Source organism: Corallococcus exercitus (genome assembly GCF_042231735.1).
Classification (GTDB): Bacteria; Myxococcota; Myxococcia; order Myxococcales; family Myxococcaceae; genus Corallococcus; species Corallococcus exercitus_B.
On sequence record NZ_CP102577.1, the window covers coordinates 7,264,658 to 7,290,495 of the forward strand.

Below are 25,838 nucleotides of genomic sequence, written 5' to 3' on the forward strand. Positions count from 1 at the left end.
TGGTTCGCGTTACTGCGCCACGGTGCCGGTCGCCAGGAAGCCGATGATCTGGTCCTGGGCCGCGTTGCGCAACGCTTCAGGGATGCCGGGGTTGTTGAGGAACGCGTGGCGCGCGGACGTGGGGATGGCGCCGACGAGGGGATTGGACGCCGGGAACATGTACGTGGCCACGGTGCGCGGCGCGTCCGTGCGGTTGGCCGCGTTGATCAGCGCCTGCGTGTTCGCGTTCGGGATGACCTCATCGCCCTCGATGTACTGGATGAACGTGCGGTGCACCTTGGCGTCCGTGCCGGCCGCCGCGTTGTTGTCCAGCAGGTACGCGTAGTTGCGCGCATCCGCCGGGTCCAGGATGGTGTTGGCCAGGCTGATGAACGTGTCGAACGCCGGGGTGCCCGGGAGGACGCCCGCCTGGGCGAGCGAGCCCAGGAACGCGGTGCGCTGCGGCGCGAAGGCGGGCGCCGTCAGCAGCACGCCGGCCAGGTTGCCACCGGCCACGTTGAGCACCGAGCGGCGCACGCGCGGGGACACCGCGGTGGACATGGTGCCCATGATGCCGCCGAGGCTCTGGCCCAGGTAGTCCACCTGGGTCGCGTTCAGCTGCGCGCCCACGGCCGTGGACAGCTCCGGGCTCGCCAGCACGCGCAGCAGCTGGTTGAAGTCCACCACGTGGTGGCGGAAGTTGTCGCGCGTGGTGAACAGGTTGCCCAGGTTCAGGAAGTTCCAGCCGGAGATGGCCGGGACGCCCTGCGCGTTGCGGGTGAAGTCACCGCCCTCGCACTTGCCGTCCGCCATGCACTGGCCCTGCGAGATGTTGGCGCAGTACGTGTCGGCCGGCACGCCCTCCGGGAGCGCGGCGGCGGCGCAGCTCGCGCGGCCCGAGTCCGCGCGCGCCACGCAGCGGCCGTAGGACAGGCTGGCGGGGCTGTTCTCGCAGCGCTGGGTCTGGGGGTTGGCGCACGCGGCGTCGTCGCCCACCGGGTTCGGCGTGGGGAGGACCGCGGCGGAGCCCACGCAGCTGGTGCGCTCACCGTGGTAGACGGCGTCCATCGCGGCCACCGCGTAGCCCGCGCCGGCCATCTTGTTGGCCACGCCGAGCACCGCGGTGCGGTTGCTCGTCAGGCCGTGGCCGAACACCAGCACCGGCCAGCCCGCGGCGGGCATCGTCCCCTTCGGGATGAAGAGCATGAACGGGGAGCGGGTGGGGCGCGGCTCGGTGGGGTTGAGCGTGCCGAAGGGGCCCGTGAGCAGCAACGGCGTGTTGGCCCGCACCTCGTAGACCGCGTCGATGTTGCCGGACGCGAACCCGGCCGTGGTCATCGCCCCCGTCACCGGCCCCGTGATGTCGAAGACGGAGGTGGGCGCCGCGGGCGTCCCGTAAAGGCTGGGCAGCGCGTACAGCTGCTGCAGGACGGACGTGGTGCTCTGGGTGGTGAAGTTCCAGCCCAGCGCGATCTTCGAGCGCGGGATGCCCAGGCCGCCTTCCTCGACCGGCGCCGCCACCCTGTCGAAGTAGCCCTTGAGCAGCTTGCGCCGCGGCTCCAGCTGCTTGGCCAGGTCGGTGGGCACGGAGGAGATGAGGCTCTTGCCGGAGGCTTCGTCGTAGACCGGGTTGGCCAGGCGCAGCAGCGCGAAGGCCGTGGCCGGGGCCACGTTGCGGCCCTTGTCGTCCTTCAGGTCCGTGGTCAGCACCGCGCCGTACTCGGTCTGGCCATCCAGCGGCGCCTTCGGGACGATCTGCAGCTGCTGGGGCACGGCGACGACGCCCGCGGTGCCCACGCTGGTGCCGCAGTCACCGGTCTTGTTCACCAGGCACACCGCCACGTCCGGCTTGGTGCCCTTGTCCAGGTTGTTCACCTTGAAGAACTTCACGCCCTCGGCCAGCGACGCCGGATCCACCGTGGGAACCGGGCCGTCCGCGGCCTCGCGGAACTGGGTGCCGTCCAGCACGCCCACGGTGTCGCCGTTCTCCGACACGATGGCGCCCGTGGTGGAGAAGCCGTCCAGGGTGTTCAGGCCCGTGAACAGGTCCTGCCGCAGGCCCGGCGTCGTCGGGACCGGGAACTCCAGGCCGCTGCCGTCCGCCTTGCGGATCAGGTTGTTGGGGAAGGGGATGATGGGGTCGGGCAGCCGCGCCGTGGGCGCCAGGCTGATGGTGGCCTCCGGCTGGTTGATGATGCTGAAGGTCCACAGGAGGACGACGTCCTCGCGCTTGAAGCCCTTGGCGACGAGGCCCTCGATGAGGGGCGCGTAGCCGCGGCGCAGCTGCTCCAGCTGCAGGGCGCTCTTGGTCTGGGCCGCCAGGCGCTTGGCCGGATCCGTCTCCGTGGAGGGGATGATCTCCGTGGCCGGGGCGCAGTCCGGCGAGGTCAGGTCCTCGCAGGTGACCAGCGGCTTCTCGGAGCTGGCGAAGGCCCACGTCGCGGACCCGATGATGGGGTTGCCGGAGGTGGTCTTCAGGCCGTTCTCACCGCCGATGAGCGCCACCGCGTAGCGGCCGCCCTTCGGCCACGCCGGCAGGCCGGTGTTCGGATCCACCGGGGGGATGAGGTTGATGAGGTCCGTGTCCTCGTTGTACGCGATGGTCGGCGTCACCGGCTTCTTCGCCAGCGGCGTGCCCGCGTACAGGTCGATGAAGATGACCGTCTTCGCGTTCACCGTGAACGCGTCCAGGTCCTTCACCTTGGTGGACGCGATGGCGGACGTCGGGAAGCCGTTCAGCGAGTTCAGGTAGTCGCGCGTGAACTCCTGCTCCGCCGCGGACGCCGCCGGGTTGATGGGCGCGTTCACCTTGCCCGTGGCCCGGTCAATGGCCAGGTCGTTGGGAGAGGGAACGACGGCGGGAGAACCCGTGGGGTCGAACTCCGCGAGGCCGACGTTCGTATTCGGAGCGTCCTGCGCAATCTCCGGCGTGCAGGCAACGGCTCCCAGGGCCATGGCCCCGAGGAACAGCGATTTCTTCATGGTGGGAATCCCCTCCAGCCCAAGGTGAACTGCTGGAAACAATGCAGTGAGTAGCACGCCCTCCCCCGGTCACAAAGTGAGAGGGATTGACGCGTCGAGTCAGCTGGAATCAGGGCTACGCTGCCGCCCATGAAACGACTGCTGATGCTGTTGGCGATGACCGTGGCGATGGGCGCGAGCGCGGAGGAGGCCGGAGGCCTGACGTGGAGTGCGCCCGCGGAGTGGGCCACCCAGCCCACGCGGCCGATGCGCGCGGCGACGTACAAGGTGCCCGCGGCGAAGGGAGACGCGGAAGACGCGGAACTGGCTGTCTTCTACTTCGGGCAGGGGCAGGGCGGCGCGGTGGACGCGAACGTGAAGCGCTGGGTGGCGCAGTTCCAGAAGCCCGACGGCAAGCCCCTGGAGGACAAGGACGCGAAGACGAAGCAGGAGAAGGTGAACGGGCTGAGCGTCACCACGGTGGAGGTGAAGGGCACGTACGCGGGCGGCGGCCCGATGATGGGCCCGTCCACGCCCAAGCCGAACTTCAAGCTGCGCGGCGCCATCGTGGAGGGGCCGGAGGGCGCCATCTTCTACAAGCTCACCGGGCCGGAGAAGACGGTGAACGCCGCGGAGAAGGGCTTCCGCAAGATGGTGGAGTCGGTGAAGCCCGCGCCGAAGAAGTAGGGGCGGGCAGGCGGATCCGCGAAGGGGTCCTGGCGCTTCGGCGGACCCCTCGCGGACGTCGGCAAGCGGATTGCTAAGGCCCTCCGGCACACGGCGCCCGAACGCCGAGCACCGGAGGCCTCACGTGTCGATGTGCCGCAGCCCTGAGTTCCAGAACCTCGTCTCCCGCGCCATCACCCTGTTCCCGGAGGACACCGTCCTGGGAGCGCTCCAGCAGATGTACCGCCACGGCGTGCACGTGCTGCCGGTGGTGGAGGGGCGTGGGGGCGACCTGCTGGGCGAGGTGACGGAGGACGAGCTGCACCGCGTGGCCCGCCGCCGTCCCCTGGCCCGGCTGGCTGAAATTCTGACCGTCAAGGCACTGCAGGCGCCGGAAGAAACGACCGTGGAGATGGCCGCCCCGCTGCGGCTGGCGGCTTCCAGCGGCTGGCTGCACTGAAGGGCCTTCGCGAAGGCCATCCGGCGCGGGGGAGGGGAAGCCCGGTGGCCCGTCCTCCTGACCGCTGGTGGACACACGCCCTTGCCGAATGGGCCGGCAGCCAACACCTCCTCGTGTGACTGGCGGCTGTCTGACGACTCGTACTGGCGGGCGGGCTGCAATCCCGGAAGGAGGTCAACAGCCTGTTGGCGGTGCCCCCGGCTTTCCGTCGAGGGCGAGGAGGCGGGTCATGAAGGCAGTGGCGATCATCCTGGCGGCGGGCAAGGCCCGGCGGATGTCCCACCCCAAGGCGCTCATCGAGCACGAGGGAGGCAAGAGCTTCCTTCAGTCGCTGGCGTCCACCTTCGGGAAGGCGGGGTGCGGGGTGCTGGGCGTGGTGGGCAGCGACGAGGCGATGGTGCGCGAGCAGCACCCGAGCCTGGAACTGGTGACGAGCAGGGACTGGGAGAAGAGCCTGCTGTCGTCGGTGAAGGCCGGGCTGGAGGCGGCCATGGCCGAGGACGCGGACGTGATGCTGCTGCACCCGGTGGACATGCCGGCGCTGCGCGTCACCACCGTGAAGTCCATGCTCAAGGACATGGAGCGCGGCGGCACCGAGGGCGTCATGGCCATCCGGCCGGAGTACGACAACGCCACGGGCTGGCCGGTGGTGCTGTCCCGGGGCGCGGCGCGCAAGCTGTTCGAGGCGGAGGGCGAGGACCTGGAGGCGGCGCTCAAGGCGCTGAACCCGCGCCGCCTGAACGTGAAGGACCCCGGCGTCATCGTGAACATCAACACGCCTGAAATCTACGGGCGCGTCTTCAGCATGGAGCCCAAGCTGGCCCCGCCGCCCAAGCGGCGCATGAAGCGCACGGGCGCGTCCAACGGCGCCGGGGCGGACACCACCCCGACGTCCTACGCGGCGTCGTCGGAGGAATAGCCCGGCACGCCGGGAGGCTCCCGGGGCCGCACGTGAGCGGGGACCCCGGGAGTTTTTACTTCAGGCTTCCGGCCTTCAGAACGACAGGCCCAGGCCCAGGTAGGGACCGGAGAACAGGTCCGCGTGCACCACGCCATCGTCCAGGTGGCCGGCGTCGCTGAGGTACAGGGTGCGCCAGCCGCCGCGCAGGTTGAGGGCGCCCAGGTGCAGCGCGAGCCCGGCCTGCATGTCCACCTGGCGGTGCGGGAAGGGCACCGCCTGGATGCGCGCCTCGATGTCGAAGGGCGACGGGCCGATGCACGCCTCCAGCGACGCGGCGAAGCTGGGGCCCACGAAGATGGCGTCCGGGGCGTGCGCGCTGGCGATGCCGGCCTCCATGCGGAAGCGGCCGCGCTCGGTGGACCACGGCGAGATGGTCAGGTGCGCGTCCAGCAGCGTCAGCCGGTCCGTGTCGTCCGAGCCGTCATCCGCGCTCAGCCCGATGCCGCTCACGCGCGCGTCCATGCCCCAGCGCTGGCCGTCCAGGGCCATGAAGAGGTCCAGCGCGCCGCCGGTGTCGCCGAAGCTGGCGCCCTGCACGTTCAGGTGCACGAGCGGCGCGGGCCTGGGCGCACGGGCGCCCCGGGGAGCCGCCACGCGCGCGCGGCGGTGGTAGCTGGCCGGGCCGCTGATGAAGAGCACGTCGAACCAGCCCACGCCAACGCCGGAGGCGCGCACGCTGGAGCGCACCGGCGCGTCCGAGGCGCGGCCCACCGGGGTGGCGCGGTGCTCGTGCTTGCCGTCGTCCTTGTCGTCGGAGCGCTTCGGGTCGGAGGTGCCCGGCTTGGAGCGCTTGCCGAAGCGGGCCTCCGCGGGCGCGGACCCCAGCAGGACAGCGACAGCAAGCGTGGCACACAGCGTCTTCCAGAAGCCCACGGCGACCCCTCCTCTTCATGGGCCCACGGGGTGGGCCGCGGCATCTGGACGCCTGCTCGCCCGGAATATTCAACCCCCAGCACCCCGTGGGAGACCAGCGCCCCCGGGGTGGGGGACGGTGTCCGGAAGGGGGCATGTACACCCCCGGACATCCGGGCCTCAGAAGACGAAGCCGGCGCCCGCGTAGGGGCCCACGAAGCGGTCCACGTGCTGGACGCCGTCCACCCTGCCCGCGTCGTCCAGGATGAGCCCGCGCACGCCGCCGCGCAGGTTGAGGGCGCCCAGGTGCAGCGCCAGGCCCGCGCTCGCGTCCAGCTGCCGGTAGGTGCCGGCGGTGCCCTGCACGCGCGCCTCCACGTCCAGCGGGCCCGCCACGCAGACCTCCAGGGACGTGGCGAGGCTGGGGCCCACGAAGGTGATGTCCGGCGCCATCGCGGTGGAGACGCCGCCTTCCACGCGCCAGCGCATGCGGTCGGTGGACACGGCGGCCCAGGTGAGGTGCACGGTGGCCAGGCGGAGGTCATCCGTGCCGCTCGTGCCGTCGTCGGTGGGCAGCGTCAGCTGGGTGCCCTGCACGGCGAAGCCCAGCGCTTCGCCCTCGATGCCCAGGAAGACGTCCCCGGCGGTGCCGCCGCCCATGGCGCCGACGTTGAGGCCCATGCGCACGTCGAGCGGCTGGGCGGGGCGCTGCTCGCGGACGGCCAGGTCCACGGGCTGAGTGTCGTCCACGGCGATGGCCAGCAGCTCCGCGGCCGCCAGGAGGGCGTCGCCGTGGATGCGCGCGGAGTACGAGGCCCGGCCGCGCGAGGGCGCGGTGTCGCAGCAGTCGTCGTCGCGCGAGGGCGGCGGGCGGCTGGGGGCTTCCTCCCGGGGGCTGGAGCGGATGGGCGTCGCGGCGTGGACCTTGGAGCCCTTGTCGTCGTCCTTCTTGCTGTCGGAGGTGTCCGACGACTTCTTGCCGAAGCGGGCCTCCGCGGCGGGCGCGGCCAGGAGGAGGCCGGCGGCGAAGGTGGCGCACAGCGCGGGGCGGAAGGCGGACACGGGAGGCTCCGGGGCGGGGGCGGGGAGAGGCCCACCGCTCCCCTGACGTGGGGGCGGGCGGCTTATTCACGCCGGGCCGTCTTCCGTGGCCCCTTCAGCGGTTCGCGGTCTTCTTCGCCTTGGCCTTCGCCTGGCGCTTCATGGGGCGCGGCGGCGGCTCCGTGAGGGCCACGGCCGCGCCCTCCGGCGTCACCGGCGTGGGGGACAGCCGCAGCGTGACGCGGCGGTTGCTGGCGCGGTGGGGCGGGCTGTCGTTGGGGACCCGCGGCCGGTACGCGGCGTGGCCCGTGGCGCTCAGGCGCTCCGGAGCCAGCCCCTCGCGCTCGCCCAGCTGGCGCACCACCGCCACGGCCCGCGCGGCGGACAGCTCCCACGCGGTGGTGGTGGTGCCGGGCCCGGCGGGGAGCACCTCGTCGGTGTGGGCCTCCACCGCCACGCGGTGGTCCGCGAGCGGGCTTCGGAACACGGCCGCGGCCTGCTTCAACAGGGCGGCTCCCTCCGGCGTGAGCGACAGGCCCGCGGGCGCGAAGAGGAGCCGCTCGGACACCTCCACGCGCAGGGCGTCGTCCTCCAGGGCCAGCGCCACGTCGCCCGCCTCGAGCGCGTCCTGTAGCGAGCTGCCCAGCGCCTCGAGCGCCGCCTCGCGCCGCGTCCGCTGCGCCTCCGCGTTCTTCGCCTGGAGCTCCGCCGCGGCGCCGCCCCACTCCTGCGCCTGCTGCTGCCGCTCCAGCGCGCGCAGCCTCCGCTCCATGGCCTGCCGCAGCGTCTGCAACTGCGCGACGTGGGCCTCGGACTCGGCGGCCTCGCGCTCCAGCTGCGCGCTCCGGGCCTCCAGCGCCTGGAGCGAGCGCGAGCCCAGCCACGCGCCCGTGGAGGCCACCACCGCCGCGACGGCCAGCAGCCCCCAGGGCAGCCACCGCCAACGTCTGCGCGCTGCTTCGGTCCGCGCGTCGTCCATGGCCCCCAAGGGTAATGGCCCCCCGGGGGTGGGCGGCAAGGTGGGCGCCGTGCGACATGCGCCCGCCTGCTTCAGCCCGGCGCCGCCCCGGACGGTTTCTTCCACCGGGGCAGGCGCAGCACGAAGCGCGAGCCGGGCCCGCCCTCCGGTGGCGCCTCCACGAACAGGTCGCCGCCGTGCGCGCGGGCGAGCTGCCGGGAGATGTAGAGGCCCAGGCCCAGGCTCGCGCGCGCGTGCGCGCCGGTGTTGCGCGCGAAGCGCTCGAAGATGCGCTCGCGCGCCTCCGGGGGGATGCCGGGGCCCCAGTCCCGCACGGCGACGACGGCCATGTCGCCTTCGCGCTCCACGTACAGCTCCACCGGCAGGCCCGGCGCGTACTTCATCGCGTTGGTGAGCAGGTTCATCAGCACCTGCTCCACGCGCGGCCGGTCCGCCAGCGCCACCACCGGCGCGTCCGCGTGCACCACCGCCACGCAGCCCGCCGTGGCCAGCGCCTCCTCCATCCGCGTCACCAGCGCGTGCACCAGCGAGGACAGCTCCACCGCGCCCAACTCCAGCGCCATCTGCCCCGTGCCCAGCCGCGCCACGTCGAACAGGTGCGCCACCAGCCGCGTCAGCCGGTCCGCCTGCCGCAGCGCCCCCGCGAGCCCCTGGCCCAGCCGCTCGGATTCGTCCGACGGCAGCTTGTCCAGCGTGCGCTGCAGCGACGACAGCTGCAGGTGCAGCGCGGACAGGGGCGTGCGCAATTCGTGCGTGGCCACCGCCACGAACTCGTCACGCGCGGCCACGGCCTGCTCCGCCTGCCGGTACAGCCGCGCGTTGTCCACCGCCAGCGCCGCGCGCCAGGCCAGGTCCTCCAGCTGCGACAGGTCCCTCATGCTGAAGCGCCGCGTGGGGGAGCACGTCGCGGCGCTCACGATGCCCAGCGTGCGCCCGCGCGCCATCAGCGGGACGACCATCACCGAGCGCGGCTGGAGCCCCTCCAGCACGCCCCGGTGCGTGTCGTTGACGGCGAAGGCGCGCATGGCGGCCTCGTCCACCTCGGCCACCAGCGCCGAGCGCCCCGTCTCCAGCACCTTGCGCAGCAGGGTGCGGGCGCCGGGCTGTGGCGCGTAGGGCATGGACTTCTCCAGCTGGGCCTGGAGCCTGTCGTCGACGGCGCGGCGCTCCACGCGCTCCAGGTGCTCGCCGTCATCGCCCAGCATGTCCACCAGGCAGTAGTCCGCCAGCTGCGCCACCACCAGCTCCGCCACGTTGCGCACGGTGGTGCGCCAGTCCAGGGACGTGGCCAGCCGGGTGGTGGCGTCCGTGAGGAAGCGCAGGTGGGTCTCCATGCGGCGCTGCTCGGTGATTTCGCGCACCACGCCGCCCACGCCCAAGAGCTCCGTGCCGGAGCGCACGGGAAAGTACGTGGCCAGGAAGGTGCGCGGCTCCGGGCCCTTCACGTACTCCACCGGGTCGTCCAACACGGCCTCCTCCGACTCCAGCACCTGGCGCAGCAGGTCCTCGATGGGGCCGCCCGCCTCGCCCATCAGCTCGCGGGGCGTGAGGCCCAGGTGCTTCTCCAGGGGGATGCCGTTGTTCTCCGCGATGACCTTGTTGAGCCGCACGTAGCGCAGGTCCTGGTTCACGAAGCCCATGCCCACCGGCGACGCGGCGAAGAAGGCCTCCAGCATGGCCGCGGACGCGTCCCGCTCGCGCAGGGCCTCGCGGGCCTCGCGGTACAGCCGGGCGCTCTCCACCGCCAGGGCCGCGCGGCGCGCGAACTCCGTGGCGTAGCCCAGGTCGCGCTTCGTGTAGCGGCGCGCGGGAGACGCGGAGACCAGGTTGATGATGCCGAAGCGCCTGCGTCCCACCGCCAGGGGCAGGAGCATGGAGGAGCGCGGCGCCAGCATCTCCAGCAGCCGGCGGTGCTCGGGCGAGCGGGCCGCCGCGTCCAGCCACTCGGGCGTGATGTCCGCGACGAGCACGGGCTTGCCCCGCGTGAGCACCTGGGCGAGCGGCGAGCCCGAGCCGGCCTCCGGCGGGAAGGACAGCGTCTGGTCGAGCAGCTCCTGTTGCCGGGGGTCCTTCGCGCTGAGCGCGAGCCGGTGCAGCTCTCCGTCGGGCCCCAGCACGTCCACCATGCAGTAGTCCGCCCACTCCAGCGTGGCCAGCCGCGCCACGGCCTTGAGCGTCGTCTCCCAGTCCAGGGACTCGGCGAGCAGCCGGCTCGCCTCGCTGACGAAGAACTCCGCGCGCTCGGTGGCCTTGCGCTCGGTGATGTCCACGTTGATGTTCACCGCGCCCACCAGCCGGCCCTCGGCCGAGTACAGCGGCGCCGCGGAGTTGAGGATGGTGCGGCGCGCGCCGTCCTTCCCGACGATGTCCACCTCCTCGTTGGACACGGTCTGCCGGCTCTTCAGCGTGCGCGACACGGCCCACTCCTCGCCGCGCAGCCGCTTGCCGGTGCCGGGCCAGTACGCCTCGAAGCCGCCGAAGTTCTCCAGCCGCATCCCCGCCAGCGCGCCCTGTCCCCACAGCGCGCTGGCGGCGGCGTTGGCCGCGAGCAGGCGGCCCGCCGTGTCCACGATGACGACCCCCACGGGCAGCAGCTGCAGCACCGTGCGCAGCCATTCCTGCGGCACGGGTGTGGACTCCGCCAGAAAGGTGCCAGTCGGCTCGGACATGAGCGCGGAGCCCCCCTCCCCCGCGGGAGATTCAAGGGTGGGGGTGGCGACGAAGCGGGACCACCCGACCCGGGTTGGACCCGGCTTTCCGGGAGTTGGCATCCGCATCCACCCGCGGGCAGGGCAGGGGACTTGATTCGGGGCCGCCGACGGGGCGTCATTCGGGGCTTTCGTTCACGGCCGTGCTTCGGACGGCCGGGCTTCAAGGACCGGTGGATGGCGATCGCGTGTGTGGTGCTGGACTTCGATGGGACCTTCACGGACGTGCTGGCGGAGGGCGAGCCCTTCCTGCGGCACTTCCAGGAGGCGCTGTACCGGGTGCTGGGACAGGACGCGTCAGCGGCGTGGGCGGAGGAGGTCGCCGCGCTGCATGAGGGCGTGGACCAGTACGGCTGGGAGGTGGCGGGGCGCATCGTGGCGCCGGCCACCGCGGACCCCTACCTGACGGCCACCTGCACCGCGCACCGGCTGCTCAAGCGCTACGGCAAGGGCGACGACGAGGCGGTGCGCACGGACACGGTGCAGACGCTGTACCGGGACGCGTACCGGCACTCGGCCACGGCCTTCAAGGCGGAGGCGAAGGACGTGCTGGAGGCGCTGCTCGCCACGGGGCTCCCCGTGTCCGTGGTGACCAACGCGCACACGGAGCTGGTGGAGGCGAAGCTGGACAAGCTGGCGCCGAAGGGCCGCGAGCGGCTGAAGGTCTTCGGCGACGCGCGCAAGTTCCAGCTGGAGGACACGCAGCCGAAGGACGCCCGCTTCGACGCGCTGCCGGAGGCGCTGCACCTGGACGGCGTGCTGGGCCGGCCGGTGTACCTGCGGCGCGGGCGCTACTTCTCCGCGCTCAAGCGCATCTGGGACGCCACGCACACGGGCCCGGAGTCCACGCTCGTCGCGGGCGACATCTTCGAGCTGGACCTGGCCATGCCCGCCGCGCTGGGCGCGCACGTGCAGCTGGTGGAGCGCGCCAACGTGATGCCCTACGAGCGCGCCGCGGTGGCGCGCCTGGGCGCGCGCGGCAGCGCGGACACGAGCCTGCGCGCCATCCTGCCCCGGCTGCGCTGAAAGCAGGGCGCCAGACGAAAAGCCCCGCCTCCCTTCTGAAGGGAGGACGGGGCTGTCCGTTACGGCAACCGCGCGTGGGGCGCGAAACTAGACCTTGGCGCCCGGGGTCGCCTGGAACAGGTCGTTGAACTCGGTCAGCGCCTTGTTGATGTTCGCCTTGATGTCGGCGGTCAGCTCGCGCTTGGCGACCAGGTCGGAGACGATGTTCGGGTACTTGCTGTCCACGAACTCCAGCATCTCCTTCATCCAGCGGACCACGTCACCCACCGGCACCTGGCGGATCCACCCGCGCTTGCCGGCGTCGTCCTTGTTCGTCGCGGCGTAGATCTGGATGACCTGACGCTCGACGGACAGCGGCTCGTACTGGCCCTGCTTAAGCAGCTCCACCATGCGGGCGCCGCGCGCCAGCGTCTCCTGCGTGGCCTTGTCCAGGTCGGAGCCGAACTGGGCGAAGGCGGCCAGCTCGCGGTACTGCGCCAGCTCCAGCTTCATGGAGCCCGCGACCTGCTTCATGGCCTTGATCTGCGCCGCGGAACCCACGCGCGACACGGAGAGGCCCACGTTGATGGCCGGGCGGACGCCGGAGAAGAACAGGTCCGTCTCCAGGAAGATCTGCCCGTCGGTGATGGAGATGACGTTCGTCGGGATGTAGGCGGACACGTCACCCGCCTGCGTCTCGATGATGGGCAGCGCCGTGAGGGAGCCCGCGCCCTCCTCGTCGGACAGCTTGGCGGCGCGCTCCAGCAGGCGGCTGTGGATGTAGAACACGTCGCCGGGGTACGCCTCGCGGCCCGGCGGGCGGCGCAGGAGCAGGGACAGCTGGCGGTACGCCACGGCCTGCTTGGAGAGGTCGTCGTACACGATGAGGCCGTGCATCTTGTTGTCGCGGAAGTACTCGCCGATGGCGACGCCCGCGTACGGCGCGAAGTACTGCATGGGCGCCGGGTCGGACGCGTTCGCCGCGACGACCGTCGTGTACTCCATGGCGCCGTGCTTGGTCAGCTTCTCCACCACCTGCGCGACGGTGGACTGTTTCTGCCCGATGGCGACGTAGATGCAGTAAACGCCCAGGCCCTTCTGGTTGATGATGGCGTCGATGGCGACGGCCGTCTTGCCCGTCTGGCGGTCACCGATGATGAGCTCGCGCTGACCGCGGCCCACCGGCACCAGCGCGTCCAGCGCCTTGATGCCCGTCTGCAGGGGCTCGTGCACGGACTTGCGCTTCACGATGCCGGGCGCCTTCACCTCCAGGCGGCGGTGCTCGGTGGCCTCGATGGGGCCCTTGCCGTCCACTGGCTGGCCCAGGGCGTTCACCACGCGGCCCAGCAGGGCCTTGCCCACCGGCACGGAGGCAATCTGACCGGTGCGCTTCACGGTGTCACCCTCGCGGATGTCCTTGAACTCACCCATGATGGCGACGCCGACGTTGTCCTCTTCCAGGTTGAGGACCAGGCCCTGCACGCCGTTGGTGAACTCCACCAGCTCACCGGCGAGCGCGCCCTCCAGGCCGTACACGCGGGCGATGCCGTCGCCCACGGTCAGCACGGTGCCGGTCTCGGCGACGGTGACCTTCTTGCCGTAGTCCTTGATCTGCTCCCGGATGATTTTGCTGATCTCGTCGGCGCGGATTTCCATGGGCGTCTAGCGTCCTTGCGGAGGGGGCGGCCTGAGGAAACGGGGATGGCCGCCGCGAATCTTGATGTACCGGGTGGCCCCCTATCACGGGCACCGGTCCCATCGCAACGCACCACGCACCCGGGACTTCCCCCACCCCCGTGCCCCTTTATCACGGACGTAAGCCGGTGGCCCGGACGGGGGAGGCCCCGCCCGCCCGCAGGCCCGGCGGCCCGGACCCGGGAACCGCCCGGCCTTCAGGGGCCGGACGTGGAGGGGGCGTCCTCGCGGGGCAGCCACACGATGAAGCGGGTGCCGTCCGCCGCCCCCGACTCCACGGAGATGCGCCCGCCGTGGGCCAGGGCGATCTGCCGCACGATGAAGAGCGACAGCCCCAGCCCGTCGTCCGCGGCGCAGACGGCGCGGTGCTTGAACGGCTCGAAGAGGGTGCCCTGGTACTCCGGCGGCACCCGGCAGTCCGGGTCATGCACCTGCACCGTCACCCCGTCCCAGCGCCCCGTCACCTGGAGCACCACGGAGGAGGACACCGGGCCGTGGTGCAGGGCGTTGCCCACCAGCGAGTCCATCAGCTGGAAGAGGCGCTCGCCGTCCCAGGTGCCCTTCAGGTCGCCGCCGGTGACGAGCCGCAGGTCGCGGCCGGGGTGGGCGGTCCGCCGGTCCGCCACCACGCGCTCCGCCAGCTGTCCCAGGTGGACGGGGGCGGGGTTCACGGGCAGGCCGTTGGACAGCCGGGAGCGCGTGAAGTCCAGCAGCTGGCGGATCAGCCGCTCCACCCGGCGCACGCCCTGGCCCACCCGCCCCACCTGCTCGGTCAGGTCCTCCGGCAGGGACGGAGCGTGCTGGAGGGCGAGCACGTCGCAGTGAAGCCTCTGGAGCGGGGCCTTGAAGCCGTCCCCCGCCGCGTCCAGGAACTGGTCGCGGAAGTGCTCCATCCGCATCAGGCGCTCCTCGGCGGCCTTGCGGATGCTCACGTCCCACACCGCGCCCATGCGCACCGCGCGGCCCTGGAAGGTGGCCGGCCGGCCCATGACCTCCACGGGGATGCGGCGGCCGTCGCGGTGGAGCACGGCCAGCTCGTAAGGGGCCTCCACGCCGCGCTCCATCACGTCGCGGGCGGGGGCGCGGAACTCCGGCGCCACGCAGTCCAGGATGTTCCGGCCGATCAGCTCCGCCGTCTCGTAATAGCCCAGCAGGCGCCCCAGGCCGGGGCTGATCTCCAGGAAGTGGCCGCGGTCGTGGAAGAAGTACCCGTCGCAGGAGATCTCCACGATGGAGCGCATGTGCTCCTCGCTCGCGCGCAGCGCCGCCTCCTCGCGCAGGCGGGCGGAGGTGTCGCGCAAGAGCAGGAGCACGCCCGCCGGAGCCGCCGGCATCGCGCTCACGGTGAGGTGGCGCAGCGTGCCCACCTCGCCGAAGCGGCCCGACACCAGCTCCTCCGCCACGCGCTCGCCGGACTGCGCCCGCGCGAGCAGCGGCGACAGGGGCGGCGCCAGGCCCGGCCACGCCTCCGACAGGAACCGCCCCACGCAGTGCGTCGACGGCCGGCCGCACAGCGACGCCAGCAGGTCGTTCATCCAGAGGAGGCGGGAGTCCCCGTCCACCAGCGCCACCCCCCAACCCGGCGCGTTGAGCAGCGCTCCCAGGAAGGGCAGGGTCTCCTCGGGAACCCCCGGGGACGGAAGGGCTCCGGGAAGCCGTTGGAACACAGGCTGCGGCATGGGCGGGTCGTCTCGGAAAACGCGGGCTTGTCCGCGTTGACGAGAAGTATACCCATTCCCCGAGCCGACGGGAAATACAGGTTTGGCTAGGACTGCGGGGCAACCCGGACAACCCGGCACGTGGGTCGTACCGGGAGTCTCAGGGGAGCGGCTACTTCAGCTCGCGGCGCATCTGCTCCAGCTGGGTGCGCAGGGTGCCGTCGTAGAGGGTGCCACCGACCTGGGCGGCCACGCCGCCGAGCACGGACGGGTCCACCCTGGTCTCCAGCACGACGTTGCGCTGGGTGAGCTGCTGGAGCGACTTCTGGAGCTGGGTGACGGCGTCGGGCGACAGCGGCGCGGCGCTGGTGACCTGGCCCCGGACGCGGCCCGCGCGGGCGTCCGCCATGTCGCGGTAGAGCCGGGCGATGTCGGGCAGGTAGCCCAGGCGGTTGCGGTCCACCAGCAGGCGCAGCGCGTTGGCCAGCGCGGGCTCCGCGGTGACGGGCAGCGACTGGAGGATGGCCTCCACCACGCGGCTGCGCTGGGCGCGGCTGTAGGCGGGGTTGAGCAGCACGTCCGACAGGTCGGGGCTCTGGCCCACGACGGCGGCGAAGGCGTTGAGCTGCTCCGCGACGGCGTCGGTGCGGTTGCCTTCCGCTGCGACGTCGAGGATGGCGCGGGCGTAGCGGCGGGCGATGGAGACGTTCACCATGACGCTGGCGCCCTTAGCATGGGGCGTCCCTGGCGGCAATGATGCCGGCGCCAGGCGCTGGCGCGCCGTGGCCGCCCGGCGTCCCCCGGGGTCTGGAGGGAGCGGGCGGGGAAGCGTGCACGGGTGGGCGCTCCGGATGTGCGCTGGTGGCCGTCCTTGGAGCTCAAGGGGGCCCCGTGAGGCAGCCCGGCGCCCGGCAGCGGACGGCGTGGGTGCGACAGGACTTGGCGGAAGTGGGCCCTTACCCGTAGCGTGGGACCCACCCCTCGCCATGCAAGAACCCGTCATCGGCATCGACCTGGGCACCACCAACAGCGTCGTGGCGACCGTGGAAGACGGCCGTCCGCGCCTCATCCCCTCGCGCTCGGGAGGACGCCTCACGCCCTCGGTGGTGGGCCTCACCCGGGCGGGCGACCGCCTGGTGGGGCAGCCGGCCCAGGCCCTGGCGGAGGAGCACCCGGACGCGGTGGTGTGGGCCACCAAGCGCTTCCTGGGCCGCCGCTACACGCCGGAGCTGGTGCAGCAGGCGAAGGCGGTGGTGCCCTACCCGCTGGTGGCCGGCCCCACGGGCGACGTGCGCGTGAAGCTGTCCGGCCGCGTGCTGCCCGTGGCGCAGGTGTCCGCCTTCATCCTGGGCGAGCTGCGCCTGGACGCGCAGGCGCACTTCGGGCGCGACGTGCGCAAGTGCGTCATCACCGTCCCCGCGAACTTCGACGACAACCAGCGCCAGGCCACGCGGGAGGCGGCGGCCATCGCGGGGCTGGAGGTGGTGCGGCTGGTCAACGAGCCCACCGCGGCGGCGCTGGCGTACGGCCTGTCGCGCGGCTTCGAGGGCAGCGCGCTCGTCTTCGACCTGGGCGGCGGCACCTTCGACGTGTCCATCCTGGACGTGAAGGCGGGCGTCTTCGAGGTGAAGGCCACCGGCGGCGACCACGCGCTGGGCGGCGAGGACTTTGATCAGCGCATCGTCCAGTGGCTGCTCGCGCAGGTGGAGGACTCCTTCCAGGAGGCGGTCTCCCGGGACGCGCAGTCCTTGCGGCGGCTGAAGGTGGCGGCGGAGGCGGCCAAGCGCGAGCTGACCGAGTCCGAGGAGGCCACCATCTCCGTGTCCGGCCTGGGCGACCACACCTCCGGCTCGAAGCGCTTCACGGAGATCAACACCGCGCTCACGCGCAGCTTCTTCGAGACGCTGTCGGAGCCGCTGTCGCGCCGGTGCCTGGACGTCTGCAAGAGCGTGATGGCCGAAGCGCGCATGGATCCGCGCTCGGTGGACGTGGTGCTGCTGGTGGGCGGGATGACCCGCGTGCCGCTGGTGCGCCGGCTGGTGGCGGACTTCTTCGGCCGCGCGCCCTCCACGGACGTGCACCCGGACGAGGCCGTGGCGCTGGGCGCCGCGGTGCAGGCGGACGAGCTCATCCGGCAGGCGGGCCAGGCGCTGCTTTTGGACGTGGCCAGCCAGAGCCTGGGCGTGGGCGTGATGGGCGGCCGGGTGAAGCGGCTCATCCCCAAGAACACGGGCGTGCCGGTGGTGGCGCGCGACATCTTCTTCCCGGGCACCTCCGGCCAGGCCGAGGCGCGCATCCCCGTGTACCAGGGGGAGAGCGAGTTCCAGGACGAGAACCACAAGCTGGGCGAGGTGGTCCTCAAGAACCTGCACGTCGCCGCGCGCGGAGAGACGCCGCTGGAGGTCGTCTTCGAGCTGTCCGGCGAGGGCATCCTCGCGGTGAAGGCCACCGACCTGACCTCCGGCAACATGGAGCTGGTGCGCCTGGAGGCCCGGGCCACCCTGCCGCAGGGCGAGGCGGAGAAGCTGGGCCAGGAGCAATCCAACTACGCCCAGGCGCAGGGCGTGGTGGACGCGCGCAAGGCGGAGGAGACCTTCCGCAAGCTGCTGGAGCGCGGGGAGAAGCTCGCCCGCCTGCTCCAGCAGAGCGCCCGGGAGAACCCCAGCCCGGAGGCGGAGACGGCCGTGGGCACCGTGCAGCAGCTGCTGGTGGGCGGCAAGGACGCGCTGGCCGCCGGGGACGCCGCGCAGTGCGCCCTGATTGCCCGCCAACTCACGAAGCTGCTGTCCGGCCGCGCCGAGCCCCGTGGCTGACGTCCCGCGGCACACGGAAAAGGCGTCCACCAGCGCACGTTGTGGCGCCGGGTCCGTGGTGCCTTTCGCGGAGTCCGCTTATCTCCGGAAGTCATGATGACCCCCGGCTTTTCTCCCCGCCCGAGAGACCTGGTCTTCGTGGTGGACGACTCGCGGACGGCGCGGGACGTGATGCGTCTGCACCTGTCGCGCATGGGCTGCGACGTGGTGGGCCTGGAGGGGGCGGACGCGTGCCTGGCGGAGCTGGCGCAGCGGACGCCGGCGATCATCCTGATGGACCTGCACCTGGAGAAGCTCCAGGGGGACGAGGCCTGCCGCGCGGTGAAGGCGCACCCGGCCGGGCGCAACGTGCCGGTGGTGATGTTCACCGCCGCGGATGAGCCGCACGAGGTGATGCACTGCGGGCGCGCGGGCGCGGACGACTTCCTGCCCAAGCCGGTGAGCCAGGAGGCGCTGGCGGCGAAGGTGGCCGCGGTGCGCCTGTCGCGCGAGCGCGCCTGGACGGGCCCGCCGCGCGGCCGGGGCGTGCTGCTGGTGGAGGGCGGCCGCTTCCTGCACACCTTCCTGGGCGGAGCGCTGGAGCACGAGGGGCTGCACGTGCTCTACGCCAAGGACCTGGACGACGCGGCGGCGCAGGCCACCGCCCACGTCGACAAGCTGGACGGCTTCGTGGTGGACGTGTCGCGGCTGCCGCGCGAGGCCCTGTCGCTGGCCACGCGCCTGCGCGAGCAGTTCCCGCGCAAGCCGCTGGTCCTGATGTCGCGGGTGGAGGAGGCGCCGGACGTGCTGGAGCGCGCGCAGGAGCTGAGCGGCGCGCCGCTCCTGCTCAAGCGGCAGCTGGGCGCGGACGAGCTCCTGGCGAAGGTGATGGCGCGCCTGTCGCCGGGCACGGTGCCGCTGAGGGCCGCGGAGCGCGTTCCCTTCTTCACCGTGGTGGAGTTCAACACGCAGGGCGGCCCCACGCTCAGCGGCTTCAGCCACGACGCCAGCCCCCAGGGCCTCTTCGTGCGCACGCTCACGCCCGCGCGCGAGGGCTCGCGGCTGTCCCTGCGCCTGGTGATGGCCGGGCAGCGCACGCCCTGCGAGGCGCAGGCGGTGGTGGCCTGGTGCAACCCGCCCGGGATGGGCAGCGCGTTCCGCTCGCAGACGGGCATGGGCCTGCGGCTGGAGGGCATGGACGCGCAGCTGCAGCAGCGCTTCGTGCGCTTCGTGCCCCAGACCCTCGGTTTTCCCACCGCGGGCCCCGTGCGCGCCTCAGGTTTCTGAGAGCGGCGGGCGCCCCCGCGCGCGTCCCAACCCCCCGCAAATACAGACAGACGGCGCGGGATTCCCCCCTGGCATGGGCGTGGCAAAGCGCTGCGCCCCGCGAGGCTTTCGCGGGAGGAATCACGCATGCGTTGGAGTCTTTTCGGAACGGTGGGGCTCACGCTCCTGGCGGTGGGGTGTGGCGGCGGTGAGGGCAAGGCGCCGGACGGCCTGGACAACGAGCCGGTGCAGCAGGCGCTGAAGCTGGAGTCCTTCAACGACTGCTCGAAGCTGGAGCGCTACATCGAGGACTCCGCGACGAAGCAGATGCGCGCGAGCCTGGAGCAGCAGAAGCCCGGCTATTGGGAGCGCTTCGGCCGGGGGCGCGGCGGCGTCGTCTTCGGCCCGATGCCCGCGGAGGACTCGGCGGGCGGCGGCAGCGTGACGTCCGGCGGCGGCAGCCAGGCGCCCAAGGACTCCACCGGCACCAACAACCAGGTGGAGGGCGTGCACGAGTCCGACTTCGTGCAGAACGACGGCACGCGCATCTTCGTGCTGTCGGGCAACCGGCTGTACGCGCACCGCTCGTGGCCCGCGGAGCAGCTCACGCTGGCCTCGACGCTGGAGGTGGAGGGCTGGCCCCGGGAGATGCTGCTCGACGAGCACCAGCGGCTGGTCATCATCTCGCAGGTGGCGCAGTCCCTGCCGGGCACCCCGGCGCGGGGAGGCGGCGTGGGCGGGGGCATGGTCCCCATGATGGACATCGCCTGCTACGGCTTCGGCTGCGGCTACTACAACGCCGACAGCACCAAGGTGACCACGGTGGACGTGTCGGACGTGGCGAACCCCACGGTGGTGGATCAAGTCTACCTGCCCGGCGTCTTCAACCAGGCGCGCCGCGTGGACAGCAACGTGCGGCTGGTGCTGTCGGACGCGTTCCGCTGGCCGGAGGGCGTGAAGTTCTGGGTGGACTACTCGGAGGAGCTCTACCAGGACGAGGGCAAGCTCACGAAGGCCATCGACGCGCTCATCGAGAGCAACGAGAAGCGCATCCGCGCCAACACGCTGGACCAGTGGCTGCCCGCGGGCCGGCACGTGGACGCGGCGGGCGTGACGACGGCGCTGCCCACGGCCTGCGGTGACTTCTACCGGAGCAACGCGCCGTCCGCGCTGGGCTTCGTGACGGTGGCGTCGCTGGACCTGGACGCGCGCACCGCGGCCCCGGGGCGCACCAGCCTGGTGGCGGAGCCGGGCACGGTGTACGCGTCCAAGGAGTCGCTGTACCTGGCGCACTCGCACTACTGGTGGTGGCCGCAGCCCGGGCAGAAGGACTTCACCTACCTGCACAAGTTCGACGTGAGCCAGCCGGGCCGCGCGGTGTACGCGGGCTCCGGCACGGTGGAGGGCATCCCCGTGGACCAGTTCGCCATGGATGAGCACGAGGGCGTGCTGCGCATGGCCACCACGGTGACCACCCGCATCGCGGAGCCGGAGCATGACGACTGGTGGTGGGGCCGCACGACGACGGCCAGCCGCGTGACGACGCTGGGCGTGAAGGATGGGCGCCTGAAGGAGCTGGGCCGCAGCGAGGACCTGGCCGAGGGCGAGCGCATCTTCAGCGCGCGCTTCGTGGGCAACCGCGGCTACGTCGTCACCTTCCTCCAGGTGGATCCGCTCTTCACCTTCGACCTGAGCGACCCCGCCCACCCGCGCAAGGTGGGCGAGCTGAAGGTGCCCGGCTTCTCCACGTACATGCACCCGGTGGGCGAGCACCACCTGCTGACGCTGGGCATCCACCGGGAGCCCGACGGCGGCTGCTGCGGGACGAGCACGGTGAAGCTGTCCCTCTTCGACGCGAGCGACCTGGCGAACCCGAAGGAGGTCTCCACGCAGCTGGTGGGCGAGGCCTACGGCTGGAGCGAGGCCCTCTACGAGCACAAGGCCTTCAACTACTTCGCGGCCAAGGGGCTGGTGGCCATCCCGTTCACGGACTACTCGCGGTCCTACACGTCCTCCGACAACTACTGGTCCAACTTCCGCACGGAGCTGCGCGTGTTCCGCGTGGACCTGGCGGCGGGCATCTCCCCGGTGGGCGCGGTGCCCATGTCGGACCTGTTCCGGACCGTGAACATGCCGCAGTGGAGCTACTACTACACGCCGGACGTGCGCCGCAGCGTGATGGCGGATGACTACGTCTACGCCATCAGCGACGCGGGGGTGCGCGTGGCGAAGGTGGACAGCCTCCAGACGCCGCTGGTCACGGTGCCGTTCCCGGCCAGCACGCCCTGACGGGGAGGGAGGGCAGTCAGGCGGGAGAGGGGATTGCGTCGCTTGCACCGACGCGCTCCCTTCCCTATAGGCCCCGCCATGCCGCCCGAAGCCGCCGAGCCCTCCCTGTCGTCCTCCCCCCCGGCCCGCGGCATCCGGGGGGAGCTGCGCGCCCTGCTGGGGCTGGCCATCCCCCTGTGCATCGCGCAGGCGGGCCAGTCCCTCATGAGCGTGACGGACACCTTCATCGTCGGCCGGGCGGGCACGTCCGCCCTGGCGGCGGTGGGCCTGAGCCACGCCCTCTTCTTCGCCGTCAGCAGCTTCGGCATGGGGCTGATGATGGGCGTGGACCCGTTGGTGTCCCAGGCCATTGGCGCCGGCAACCCGCGCCGCGCCCGGGACGTGCTCTGGCAGGGCGTGTGGCTGTCCGCGTTCGTGGGCGTGGTGCTGTGGGCGGTGCTCATCACCGCCCCGGCGGGCCTGCCGTGGGTGGGCGTGGCGGAGGAACAGATCGTCCAGGTGCGCGCCTTCCTGCACTTCCGCGCGCCCAGCCTGCCCCTGATGCTCATCTTCCTCACGGTGCGCGCGTACCTGCAGGCCATCGGGATGCCCCGGCCGCTGGTGGTGTCCGCCGTGCTGGCCAACGTGGTCAACGTGATGCTGGTGCCGCTGTTCGTCTTCGGCGGCGCGTCCCTGCCCGCGTGGGCGGGGCCGCTCACCCACGTGCCGGCCATGGGCGCGGCGGGCGCGGCGCTGTCCACGCTGCTGTGCACGGCGATGGAGGTGCTCATCGTCGCGCGGGCGGTGCAGGCCATCCCGGTGCCGGGCACGCCGTCGCGCAAGCCGGTGAAGGCGGACCAGCTGCGCGCGTTCCGGGTGGGGCTGCCCATTGGCCTGCACATCGCGGCGGAGGTGGGCGTCTTCGCGCTGGCGGGCGTGCTGGCCGCGAAGCTGGGGCCGGTGAGCGTGAGCGCGCACCAGATTGCCCTCTCCTTCGCCAGCCTCACCTTCACCATGGCGCTGGGCATCGGCAACGCGGGCAGCGTGCGGGTGGGCTGGGCCGTGGGCGCGCACGACACGCCCCAGGCCCGCCGGAGCGGCCTGATGGCCTTCGCGCTGGGCGCGGGGGTCATGTCGCTCGGCGGGCTGGTGTTCGCGCTCTTCCCCCAGGGCCTGGCGAAGCTCGCGGGAGCGCCGGAGGAGGTGCTGCCGCTCCTGCTGCCCCTGCTGATGGTGAGCGCCATCTTCCAGATCTTCGACGGCGTCCAGGGCGTGGGCGCGGGCGTGCTGCGCGGCGCCGGCCAGACGCGCTTCACCTTCATCGCCAACATCGTGGGCCACTACGCCGTGGGCCTGCCCCTGACCCTGCTGCTGGGCTTCCACCTGGGCATGGGCGTGCTGGGCATCTGGTGGGGCCTGTGCGCGGGGCTCATCACCGTGGCCGTCGCCGTGCTGTGGCGCTTCTGGCGCGTCAGCGCCGGCACCCTCCGGCCCCTGGAGGGCTGATGGAGGCCAGGGCGGTTCGGGTGTAGGCTTCCAGTGCGGCTGAAAACTCCAAGAATCTTGGAATCGGCCGCAACCTGGATCGGGAAGTCCCGACAATTGGCGCAGGAGCTTACATGTCCAACTACCGCATCCGCCCTGGCGACACCCTCTCTGGCCTGGCCGCTCGTTTCGGCACCTCCGTGCAGAAGCTGGCGCGCGACAACAACATCTCGAACCCGGACCTCATCTTCTCGGGTCGGACGCTGCGCATCGGCCACTCCGGCCGTGACAGCTTCGACGCGGGCGGGGGCCGCCAGGGTGTTCGCGGTGGGAGCGGCGTGGGCGGTGGCGCGGACGTGGGCGGCCCGATGGGCGTGGCCCCCACCGGCGGGACCGAAAAGGGCCGCCGGCTGGCGGAGGCGGCGCGCGCGGCGGCCATGGGCATGGGCGGCTACAACAGCCAGGGCCTGTGCGCCACGGGCGTGAGCCGGGCCATCCGCAACTCGATGGGCATTGGCGTGTCCGGCAACGGCAACCAGATCGACAACAACCTGCCCCGCGACAAGTTCCGCCAGGTCGACATGAGCCTGGAGGAGGCGCTGAAGATTCCGGGCCTCGTGCTCACCTGGGAGTCCACCTCCACGCGCCTGGGCAGCATCTACGGCCACACGGCGGTGACGCTGGGCGACGGCCACTCGTCCGCCAGCGACTTCATCGAGCGCAACACGACGAACAACGGCCGCACCGGCTTCAAGGTGTTCATGCCCATCGAGTAGCCCTCGCGGCTCCTCACGGTGCGCGGCGCGCGAGCCTCCGGGTCCTTGTCGACCGGAGGCTTTGTCGTGTCCGAAGCCCGGAGCCCGGAGCCCGGAGCCCGGCGCTTCAGGCCGGCAGGTACTGGCGGATCATCTGCCGCCACACGGGCCAGTCGTGGGTGCCGCCGTCCCAGATGGACAGGTCGTTGCGGATGTCCTTCTGCCAGAGGAGCTTGGAGAGGTGCTCGTTGGAGGGGCGGCAGAAGTCGTGCTCGCCCACGGCCAGGGTCATCTCCACGCGGCGCAGGGCGGACAGGCGCCCCGGGTCGTTCAGGCCCGGCAGCCACTGCGGCGCGGTGTGGAAGTACACCTGTTCGTCGTGGTGGCCGTCGAGGAAGTCCTCCGTCTCGAACTTGCCGCCCATGGAGATGAGGCGCTGGAAGACGTCCGGGTGGCGCAGGCCCACGTTGTACGTGTGGAAGCCGCCCAGGCTGCACCCGGCGAGCGTGAGGCGGCCTCCGGTGGAGCGGCCCCGGACGAGCGGCACCACCTCGTGGACGAGGTAGTCCTCCCACTGGGCATGGCGGGCCACGCGCACGGCGGGGGCGACGTCCTTGTTGTACCAGGACTCCTCGTCCACGGAGTCCACGCACACCACGACGTAGCGGCCCGCGGCGATGCCATCCGCGATGGCGCCGATGAGGCCGAAGTCCTCGGCCTGGTAGAAGCGGCCCTTGCTCGTGGGCACCAGGATGACGGGCTCGCCCGAGTGCCCGTACACCAGCACTTCCATGTCCCGGTTCAGCCGCGGGCTGTGCCAGCGGTGGTATTCGCGGTTCATGGCCGCCACCTTAACCGGCGCGTTCACGGCGCAAGCGAGGTGGCCACACGGGACCTGCTCGGGTCAGCGGCCAGTGAACACCTGCCGGGCGGGCTCCACACCCCGCCACGGCGTGAGGAAGGCATCCGCCTCCCTCGCGATGAGCTCCAGCGACGCGGTCAGCTCGTGGCCGTCGTCCACCTCCACCAGCTGGACGTGGCGCTTGCCCTGGGCCCACTCGCGCGAATAGCGCACGTCGCAGGTGTCATCCCGTCGACCGTGGACGATGAGCGTGGGCACGCGCACGTCGGGCCAGGGGCCGCGCTTCGCGTCCAGGAGCCGGGCCTCCTCCATGATGCCGTGGTGCACACGCGTGCGGCGCTTCTCCGCGTGGTCATCCGTCTCCAGGTAGCCCGTGCGCTGCCAGTCCGCCCAGGCCTTGGGGCCCAGGCGGCGCTGGAGCTGCTCCACGAAGTGGAAGGCAGGGGCCAGCAGCACCAGGGCACCGACGCGCGGGTCGGCCTCCGCGGTGCGCGCGGCGACGTACCCGCCCATGCTGGAGCCGATGAGGACGGCGCGGTCGTTCGGCGCGCCCAGCGCGTCCCGCACGGTGTCCAGCATGGTGTGCAGGCTCAGGTGCTCCAGCGACGGCACGCGCAGGTTGAGGCGCTCCAGCGGGATGCCCTGCTTCGCCCAGTGCGCGTCCAGCCAGACGCCCTTGGCGGAGAGGGGGCCGGAGGCGAAGCCGTGCAGGTAGAGCCAGCGGGGAGCGGAGGCGGGGGGCGGCGCGTTCATGGGCGGGCACTGTACCCGTCCCCGCGCCCGCTAGAAGCGCAGCACGGGCCCGGCGACGATGCTCTGGAGCGGCTTGGCGCACATGTTCACGCTCACCCCCGCGCTGGCGCTGGTGTCGTCCGCGTCCTTCGTGAACTTCACGTCGCAGAACTGGAGGGCGGTGGCGATGGAGATGCCCCACCGGTCGGAAATCCACCCGTCCACGCCCACGCGGAAGGCCATGCTGGTGACGTCGAAGTCCTCGCGCCGCAGCTGGCCCAGGCTGTTGGGGGTGAAGGGCTGCGACCAGCTCTTCGCCAGCCGCGCGCCCACCCACGGCGTCACCGGCTTGTCGCCCAGGAAGCGCAGGCGGGCCTCCAGTCCCACGGCGGTGTAGTCCAGCTGCACGCGGCTCATCTCGGACGGGTTGTTGGCCTCCGCGAACTGCTGGCCCCAGGTCTGGGTCGTCTCGAAGACGGCGCCCAGGGACAGGCCGGGCGGCGTCTCCACGGCGAGCCAGGCCTGGAGGGCGGGGCCCTTGGCGCGCCAGTCGCTGAAATGATCCAGGGTGATGCCCGCTCCCACGGAGGCATAGCCATGCCACCCGTCCGCGCCCGCCGGCCCGGCGAGCAGCACGCCCGCCAGGACCGGCCACTTCCACTTCGTATCCATGCCGCCACTGTATGCCGGACCGGGGGCGAGGCTAGGCTGGC

20 protein-coding genes are annotated in these 25,838 nt (G+C 72.1%); 9 read left to right on the forward strand and 11 right to left on the reverse strand.

Features of this window, described 5'->3' with window-relative positions:
• Nucleotides 1-9: 9 nt before the first annotated feature.
• Nucleotides 10-2,961, reverse strand: a complete 2,952-nt coding sequence (locus NR792_RS29170) for a hypothetical protein (RefSeq protein ID WP_375755977.1) — start codon at nucleotides 2,959-2,961, stop codon at nucleotides 10-12.
• Nucleotides 2,962-3,090: 129 nt separating this feature from the next.
• On the opposite strand from NR792_RS29170, the gene NR792_RS29175 reads away from it, so the two are divergent.
• From NR792_RS29175 to NR792_RS29185, 3 genes are all read left to right on the forward strand, one after another.
• On the forward strand, nucleotides 3,091-3,627 hold the full coding sequence (locus NR792_RS29175) for a hypothetical protein (protein WP_375755978.1): 537 nt from the start codon (nucleotides 3,091-3,093) through the stop codon (nucleotides 3,625-3,627).
• Nucleotides 3,628-3,757: 130 nt separating this feature from the next.
• Nucleotides 3,758-4,066, forward strand: coding sequence for a CBS domain-containing protein (locus NR792_RS29180; RefSeq protein ID WP_375761711.1), 309 nt, complete (start codon nucleotides 3,758-3,760; stop codon nucleotides 4,064-4,066).
• A gap of 229 nt (nucleotides 4,067-4,295) precedes the next feature.
• A complete protein-coding gene (locus NR792_RS29185; RefSeq protein WP_375755979.1) occupies nucleotides 4,296-4,985 on the forward strand; it encodes an NTP transferase domain-containing protein in 690 nt (229 codons plus the stop codon).
• A gap of 75 nt (nucleotides 4,986-5,060) precedes the next feature.
• On the opposite strand, the gene NR792_RS29190 is transcribed toward NR792_RS29185, so the two are convergent.
• From NR792_RS29190 to NR792_RS29205, 4 genes are all read right to left on the reverse strand, one after another.
• Complete coding sequence (locus NR792_RS29190) at nucleotides 5,061-5,900, reverse strand: hypothetical protein (RefSeq protein ID WP_375755980.1); 840 nt, start codon at nucleotides 5,898-5,900, stop codon at nucleotides 5,061-5,063.
• A gap of 159 nt (nucleotides 5,901-6,059) precedes the next feature.
• Nucleotides 6,060-6,941 carry a hypothetical protein gene (locus tag NR792_RS29195; protein ID WP_375755981.1) on the reverse strand — a complete coding sequence of 294 codons (882 nt, stop codon included), beginning with the start codon at nucleotides 6,939-6,941 and terminating at the stop codon, nucleotides 6,060-6,062.
• Nucleotides 6,942-7,035: 94 nt separating this feature from the next.
• Entirely contained in the window at nucleotides 7,036-7,899 is an 864-nt protein-coding gene (locus tag NR792_RS29200) for an OmpA family protein (RefSeq protein ID WP_375755982.1), read from the reverse strand.
• A gap of 71 nt (nucleotides 7,900-7,970) precedes the next feature.
• Nucleotides 7,971-10,568: a PAS domain-containing protein gene (locus tag NR792_RS29205; RefSeq protein WP_375755983.1), complete on the reverse strand. Its 2,598-nt coding sequence runs from the start codon at nucleotides 10,566-10,568 to the stop codon at nucleotides 7,971-7,973.
• A gap of 216 nt (nucleotides 10,569-10,784) precedes the next feature.
• Here NR792_RS29205 and NR792_RS29210 point away from each other — a divergent pair, with 216 nt between their 5' ends.
• Nucleotides 10,785-11,633: an HAD family hydrolase gene (locus NR792_RS29210; RefSeq protein ID WP_375755984.1), complete on the forward strand. Its 849-nt coding sequence runs from the start codon at nucleotides 10,785-10,787 to the stop codon at nucleotides 11,631-11,633.
• 87 nt (nucleotides 11,634-11,720) lie between these two features.
• Here NR792_RS29210 and atpA read toward each other — a convergent pair whose 3' ends face one another.
• From atpA to atpH, 3 genes are all read right to left on the reverse strand, one after another.
• A complete protein-coding gene (gene atpA / locus NR792_RS29215) occupies nucleotides 11,721-13,268 on the reverse strand; it encodes a F0F1 ATP synthase subunit alpha (RefSeq protein ID WP_375755985.1) in 1,548 nt (515 codons plus the stop codon).
• A 236-nt stretch (nucleotides 13,269-13,504) separates the two neighbouring features.
• Nucleotides 13,505-14,986: a PAS domain S-box protein gene (locus NR792_RS29220; protein ID WP_375755986.1), complete on the reverse strand. Its 1,482-nt coding sequence runs from the start codon at nucleotides 14,984-14,986 to the stop codon at nucleotides 13,505-13,507.
• Nucleotides 14,987-15,137: 151 nt separating this feature from the next.
• A complete protein-coding gene (gene atpH, locus NR792_RS29225) occupies nucleotides 15,138-15,680 on the reverse strand; it encodes an ATP synthase F1 subunit delta (RefSeq protein WP_375755987.1) in 543 nt (180 codons plus the stop codon).
• A gap of 271 nt (nucleotides 15,681-15,951) precedes the next feature.
• Between atpH and NR792_RS29230 the strand changes: the two genes are divergently transcribed.
• The 5 genes from NR792_RS29230 to NR792_RS29250 all read left to right on the forward strand — a co-directional run bounded on the left by NR792_RS29230 (nucleotide 15,952) and on the right by NR792_RS29250 (nucleotide 23,552).
• Nucleotides 15,952-17,778: an Hsp70 family protein gene (locus NR792_RS29230; RefSeq protein WP_375755988.1), complete on the forward strand. Its 1,827-nt coding sequence runs from the start codon at nucleotides 15,952-15,954 to the stop codon at nucleotides 17,776-17,778.
• A 93-nt stretch (nucleotides 17,779-17,871) separates the two neighbouring features.
• Nucleotides 17,872-19,044, forward strand: coding sequence for a TIGR02266 family protein (locus NR792_RS29235; protein ID WP_375755989.1), 1,173 nt, complete (start codon nucleotides 17,872-17,874; stop codon nucleotides 19,042-19,044).
• A gap of 126 nt (nucleotides 19,045-19,170) precedes the next feature.
• On the forward strand, nucleotides 19,171-21,312 hold the full coding sequence (locus NR792_RS29240; RefSeq protein ID WP_375755990.1) for a beta-propeller domain-containing protein: 2,142 nt from the start codon (nucleotides 19,171-19,173) through the stop codon (nucleotides 21,310-21,312).
• Nucleotides 21,313-21,390: 78 nt separating this feature from the next.
• Entirely contained in the window at nucleotides 21,391-22,797 is a 1,407-nt protein-coding gene (locus NR792_RS29245) for an MATE family efflux transporter (protein WP_375755991.1), read from the forward strand.
• Between the two features lie 113 nt (nucleotides 22,798-22,910).
• A complete protein-coding gene (locus tag NR792_RS29250) occupies nucleotides 22,911-23,552 on the forward strand; it encodes a LysM domain-containing protein (RefSeq protein ID WP_375755992.1) in 642 nt (213 codons plus the stop codon).
• Nucleotides 23,553-23,658: 106 nt separating this feature from the next.
• On the opposite strand, the gene NR792_RS29255 is transcribed toward NR792_RS29250, so the two are convergent.
• From NR792_RS29255 to NR792_RS29265, 3 genes are all read right to left on the reverse strand, one after another.
• Complete coding sequence (locus NR792_RS29255) at nucleotides 23,659-24,372, reverse strand: esterase family protein (protein WP_375755993.1); 714 nt, start codon at nucleotides 24,370-24,372, stop codon at nucleotides 23,659-23,661.
• Nucleotides 24,373-24,435: 63 nt separating this feature from the next.
• Entirely contained in the window at nucleotides 24,436-25,146 is a 711-nt protein-coding gene (locus tag NR792_RS29260; RefSeq protein ID WP_375755994.1) for a YqiA/YcfP family alpha/beta fold hydrolase, read from the reverse strand.
• A 30-nt stretch (nucleotides 25,147-25,176) separates the two neighbouring features.
• Nucleotides 25,177-25,797 carry a hypothetical protein gene (locus NR792_RS29265; protein WP_375755995.1) on the reverse strand — a complete coding sequence of 207 codons (621 nt, stop codon included), beginning with the start codon at nucleotides 25,795-25,797 and terminating at the stop codon, nucleotides 25,177-25,179.
• Nucleotides 25,798-25,838 lie beyond the last annotated feature (41 nt).

Excerpts from the sequence above, each read along its gene's own strand:
- NR792_RS29170 (WP_375755977.1), bottom strand. The coding sequence starts at position 2,961 with ATGAAGAAATCGCTGTTCCTCGGGGCCATGGCCCTGGGAGCCGTTGCC.
- NR792_RS29175 (WP_375755978.1), top strand. The coding sequence starts at position 3,091 with ATGAAACGACTGCTGATGCTGTTGGCGATGACCGTGGCGATGGGCGCG.
- NR792_RS29180 (WP_375761711.1), top strand. The coding sequence starts at position 3,758 with ATGTGCCGCAGCCCTGAGTTCCAGAACCTCGTCTCCCGCGCCATCACC.
- NR792_RS29185 (WP_375755979.1), top strand. The coding sequence starts at position 4,296 with ATGAAGGCAGTGGCGATCATCCTGGCGGCGGGCAAGGCCCGGCGGATG.
- NR792_RS29200 (WP_375755982.1), bottom strand. The coding sequence starts at position 7,899 with ATGGACGACGCGCGGACCGAAGCAGCGCGCAGACGTTGGCGGTGGCTG.
- NR792_RS29205 (WP_375755983.1), bottom strand. The coding sequence starts at position 10,568 with ATGTCCGAGCCGACTGGCACCTTTCTGGCGGAGTCCACACCCGTGCCG.
- NR792_RS29210 (WP_375755984.1), top strand. The coding sequence starts at position 10,785 with ATGGCGATCGCGTGTGTGGTGCTGGACTTCGATGGGACCTTCACGGAC.
- atpA (WP_375755985.1), bottom strand. The coding sequence starts at position 13,268 with ATGGAAATCCGCGCCGACGAGATCAGCAAAATCATCCGGGAGCAGATC.
- NR792_RS29220 (WP_375755986.1), bottom strand. The coding sequence starts at position 14,986 with ATGCCGCAGCCTGTGTTCCAACGGCTTCCCGGAGCCCTTCCGTCCCCG.
- atpH (WP_375755987.1), bottom strand. The coding sequence starts at position 15,680 with ATGGTGAACGTCTCCATCGCCCGCCGCTACGCCCGCGCCATCCTCGAC.
- NR792_RS29230 (WP_375755988.1), top strand. The coding sequence starts at position 15,952 with ATGCAAGAACCCGTCATCGGCATCGACCTGGGCACCACCAACAGCGTC.
- NR792_RS29235 (WP_375755989.1), top strand. The coding sequence starts at position 17,872 with ATGATGACCCCCGGCTTTTCTCCCCGCCCGAGAGACCTGGTCTTCGTG.
- NR792_RS29240 (WP_375755990.1), top strand. The coding sequence starts at position 19,171 with ATGCGTTGGAGTCTTTTCGGAACGGTGGGGCTCACGCTCCTGGCGGTG.
- NR792_RS29245 (WP_375755991.1), top strand. The coding sequence starts at position 21,391 with ATGCCGCCCGAAGCCGCCGAGCCCTCCCTGTCGTCCTCCCCCCCGGCC.
- NR792_RS29250 (WP_375755992.1), top strand. The coding sequence starts at position 22,911 with ATGTCCAACTACCGCATCCGCCCTGGCGACACCCTCTCTGGCCTGGCC.
- NR792_RS29255 (WP_375755993.1), bottom strand. The coding sequence starts at position 24,372 with ATGAACCGCGAATACCACCGCTGGCACAGCCCGCGGCTGAACCGGGAC.
- NR792_RS29260 (WP_375755994.1), bottom strand. The coding sequence starts at position 25,146 with ATGAACGCGCCGCCCCCCGCCTCCGCTCCCCGCTGGCTCTACCTGCAC.
- NR792_RS29265 (WP_375755995.1), bottom strand. The coding sequence starts at position 25,797 with ATGGATACGAAGTGGAAGTGGCCGGTCCTGGCGGGCGTGCTGCTCGCC.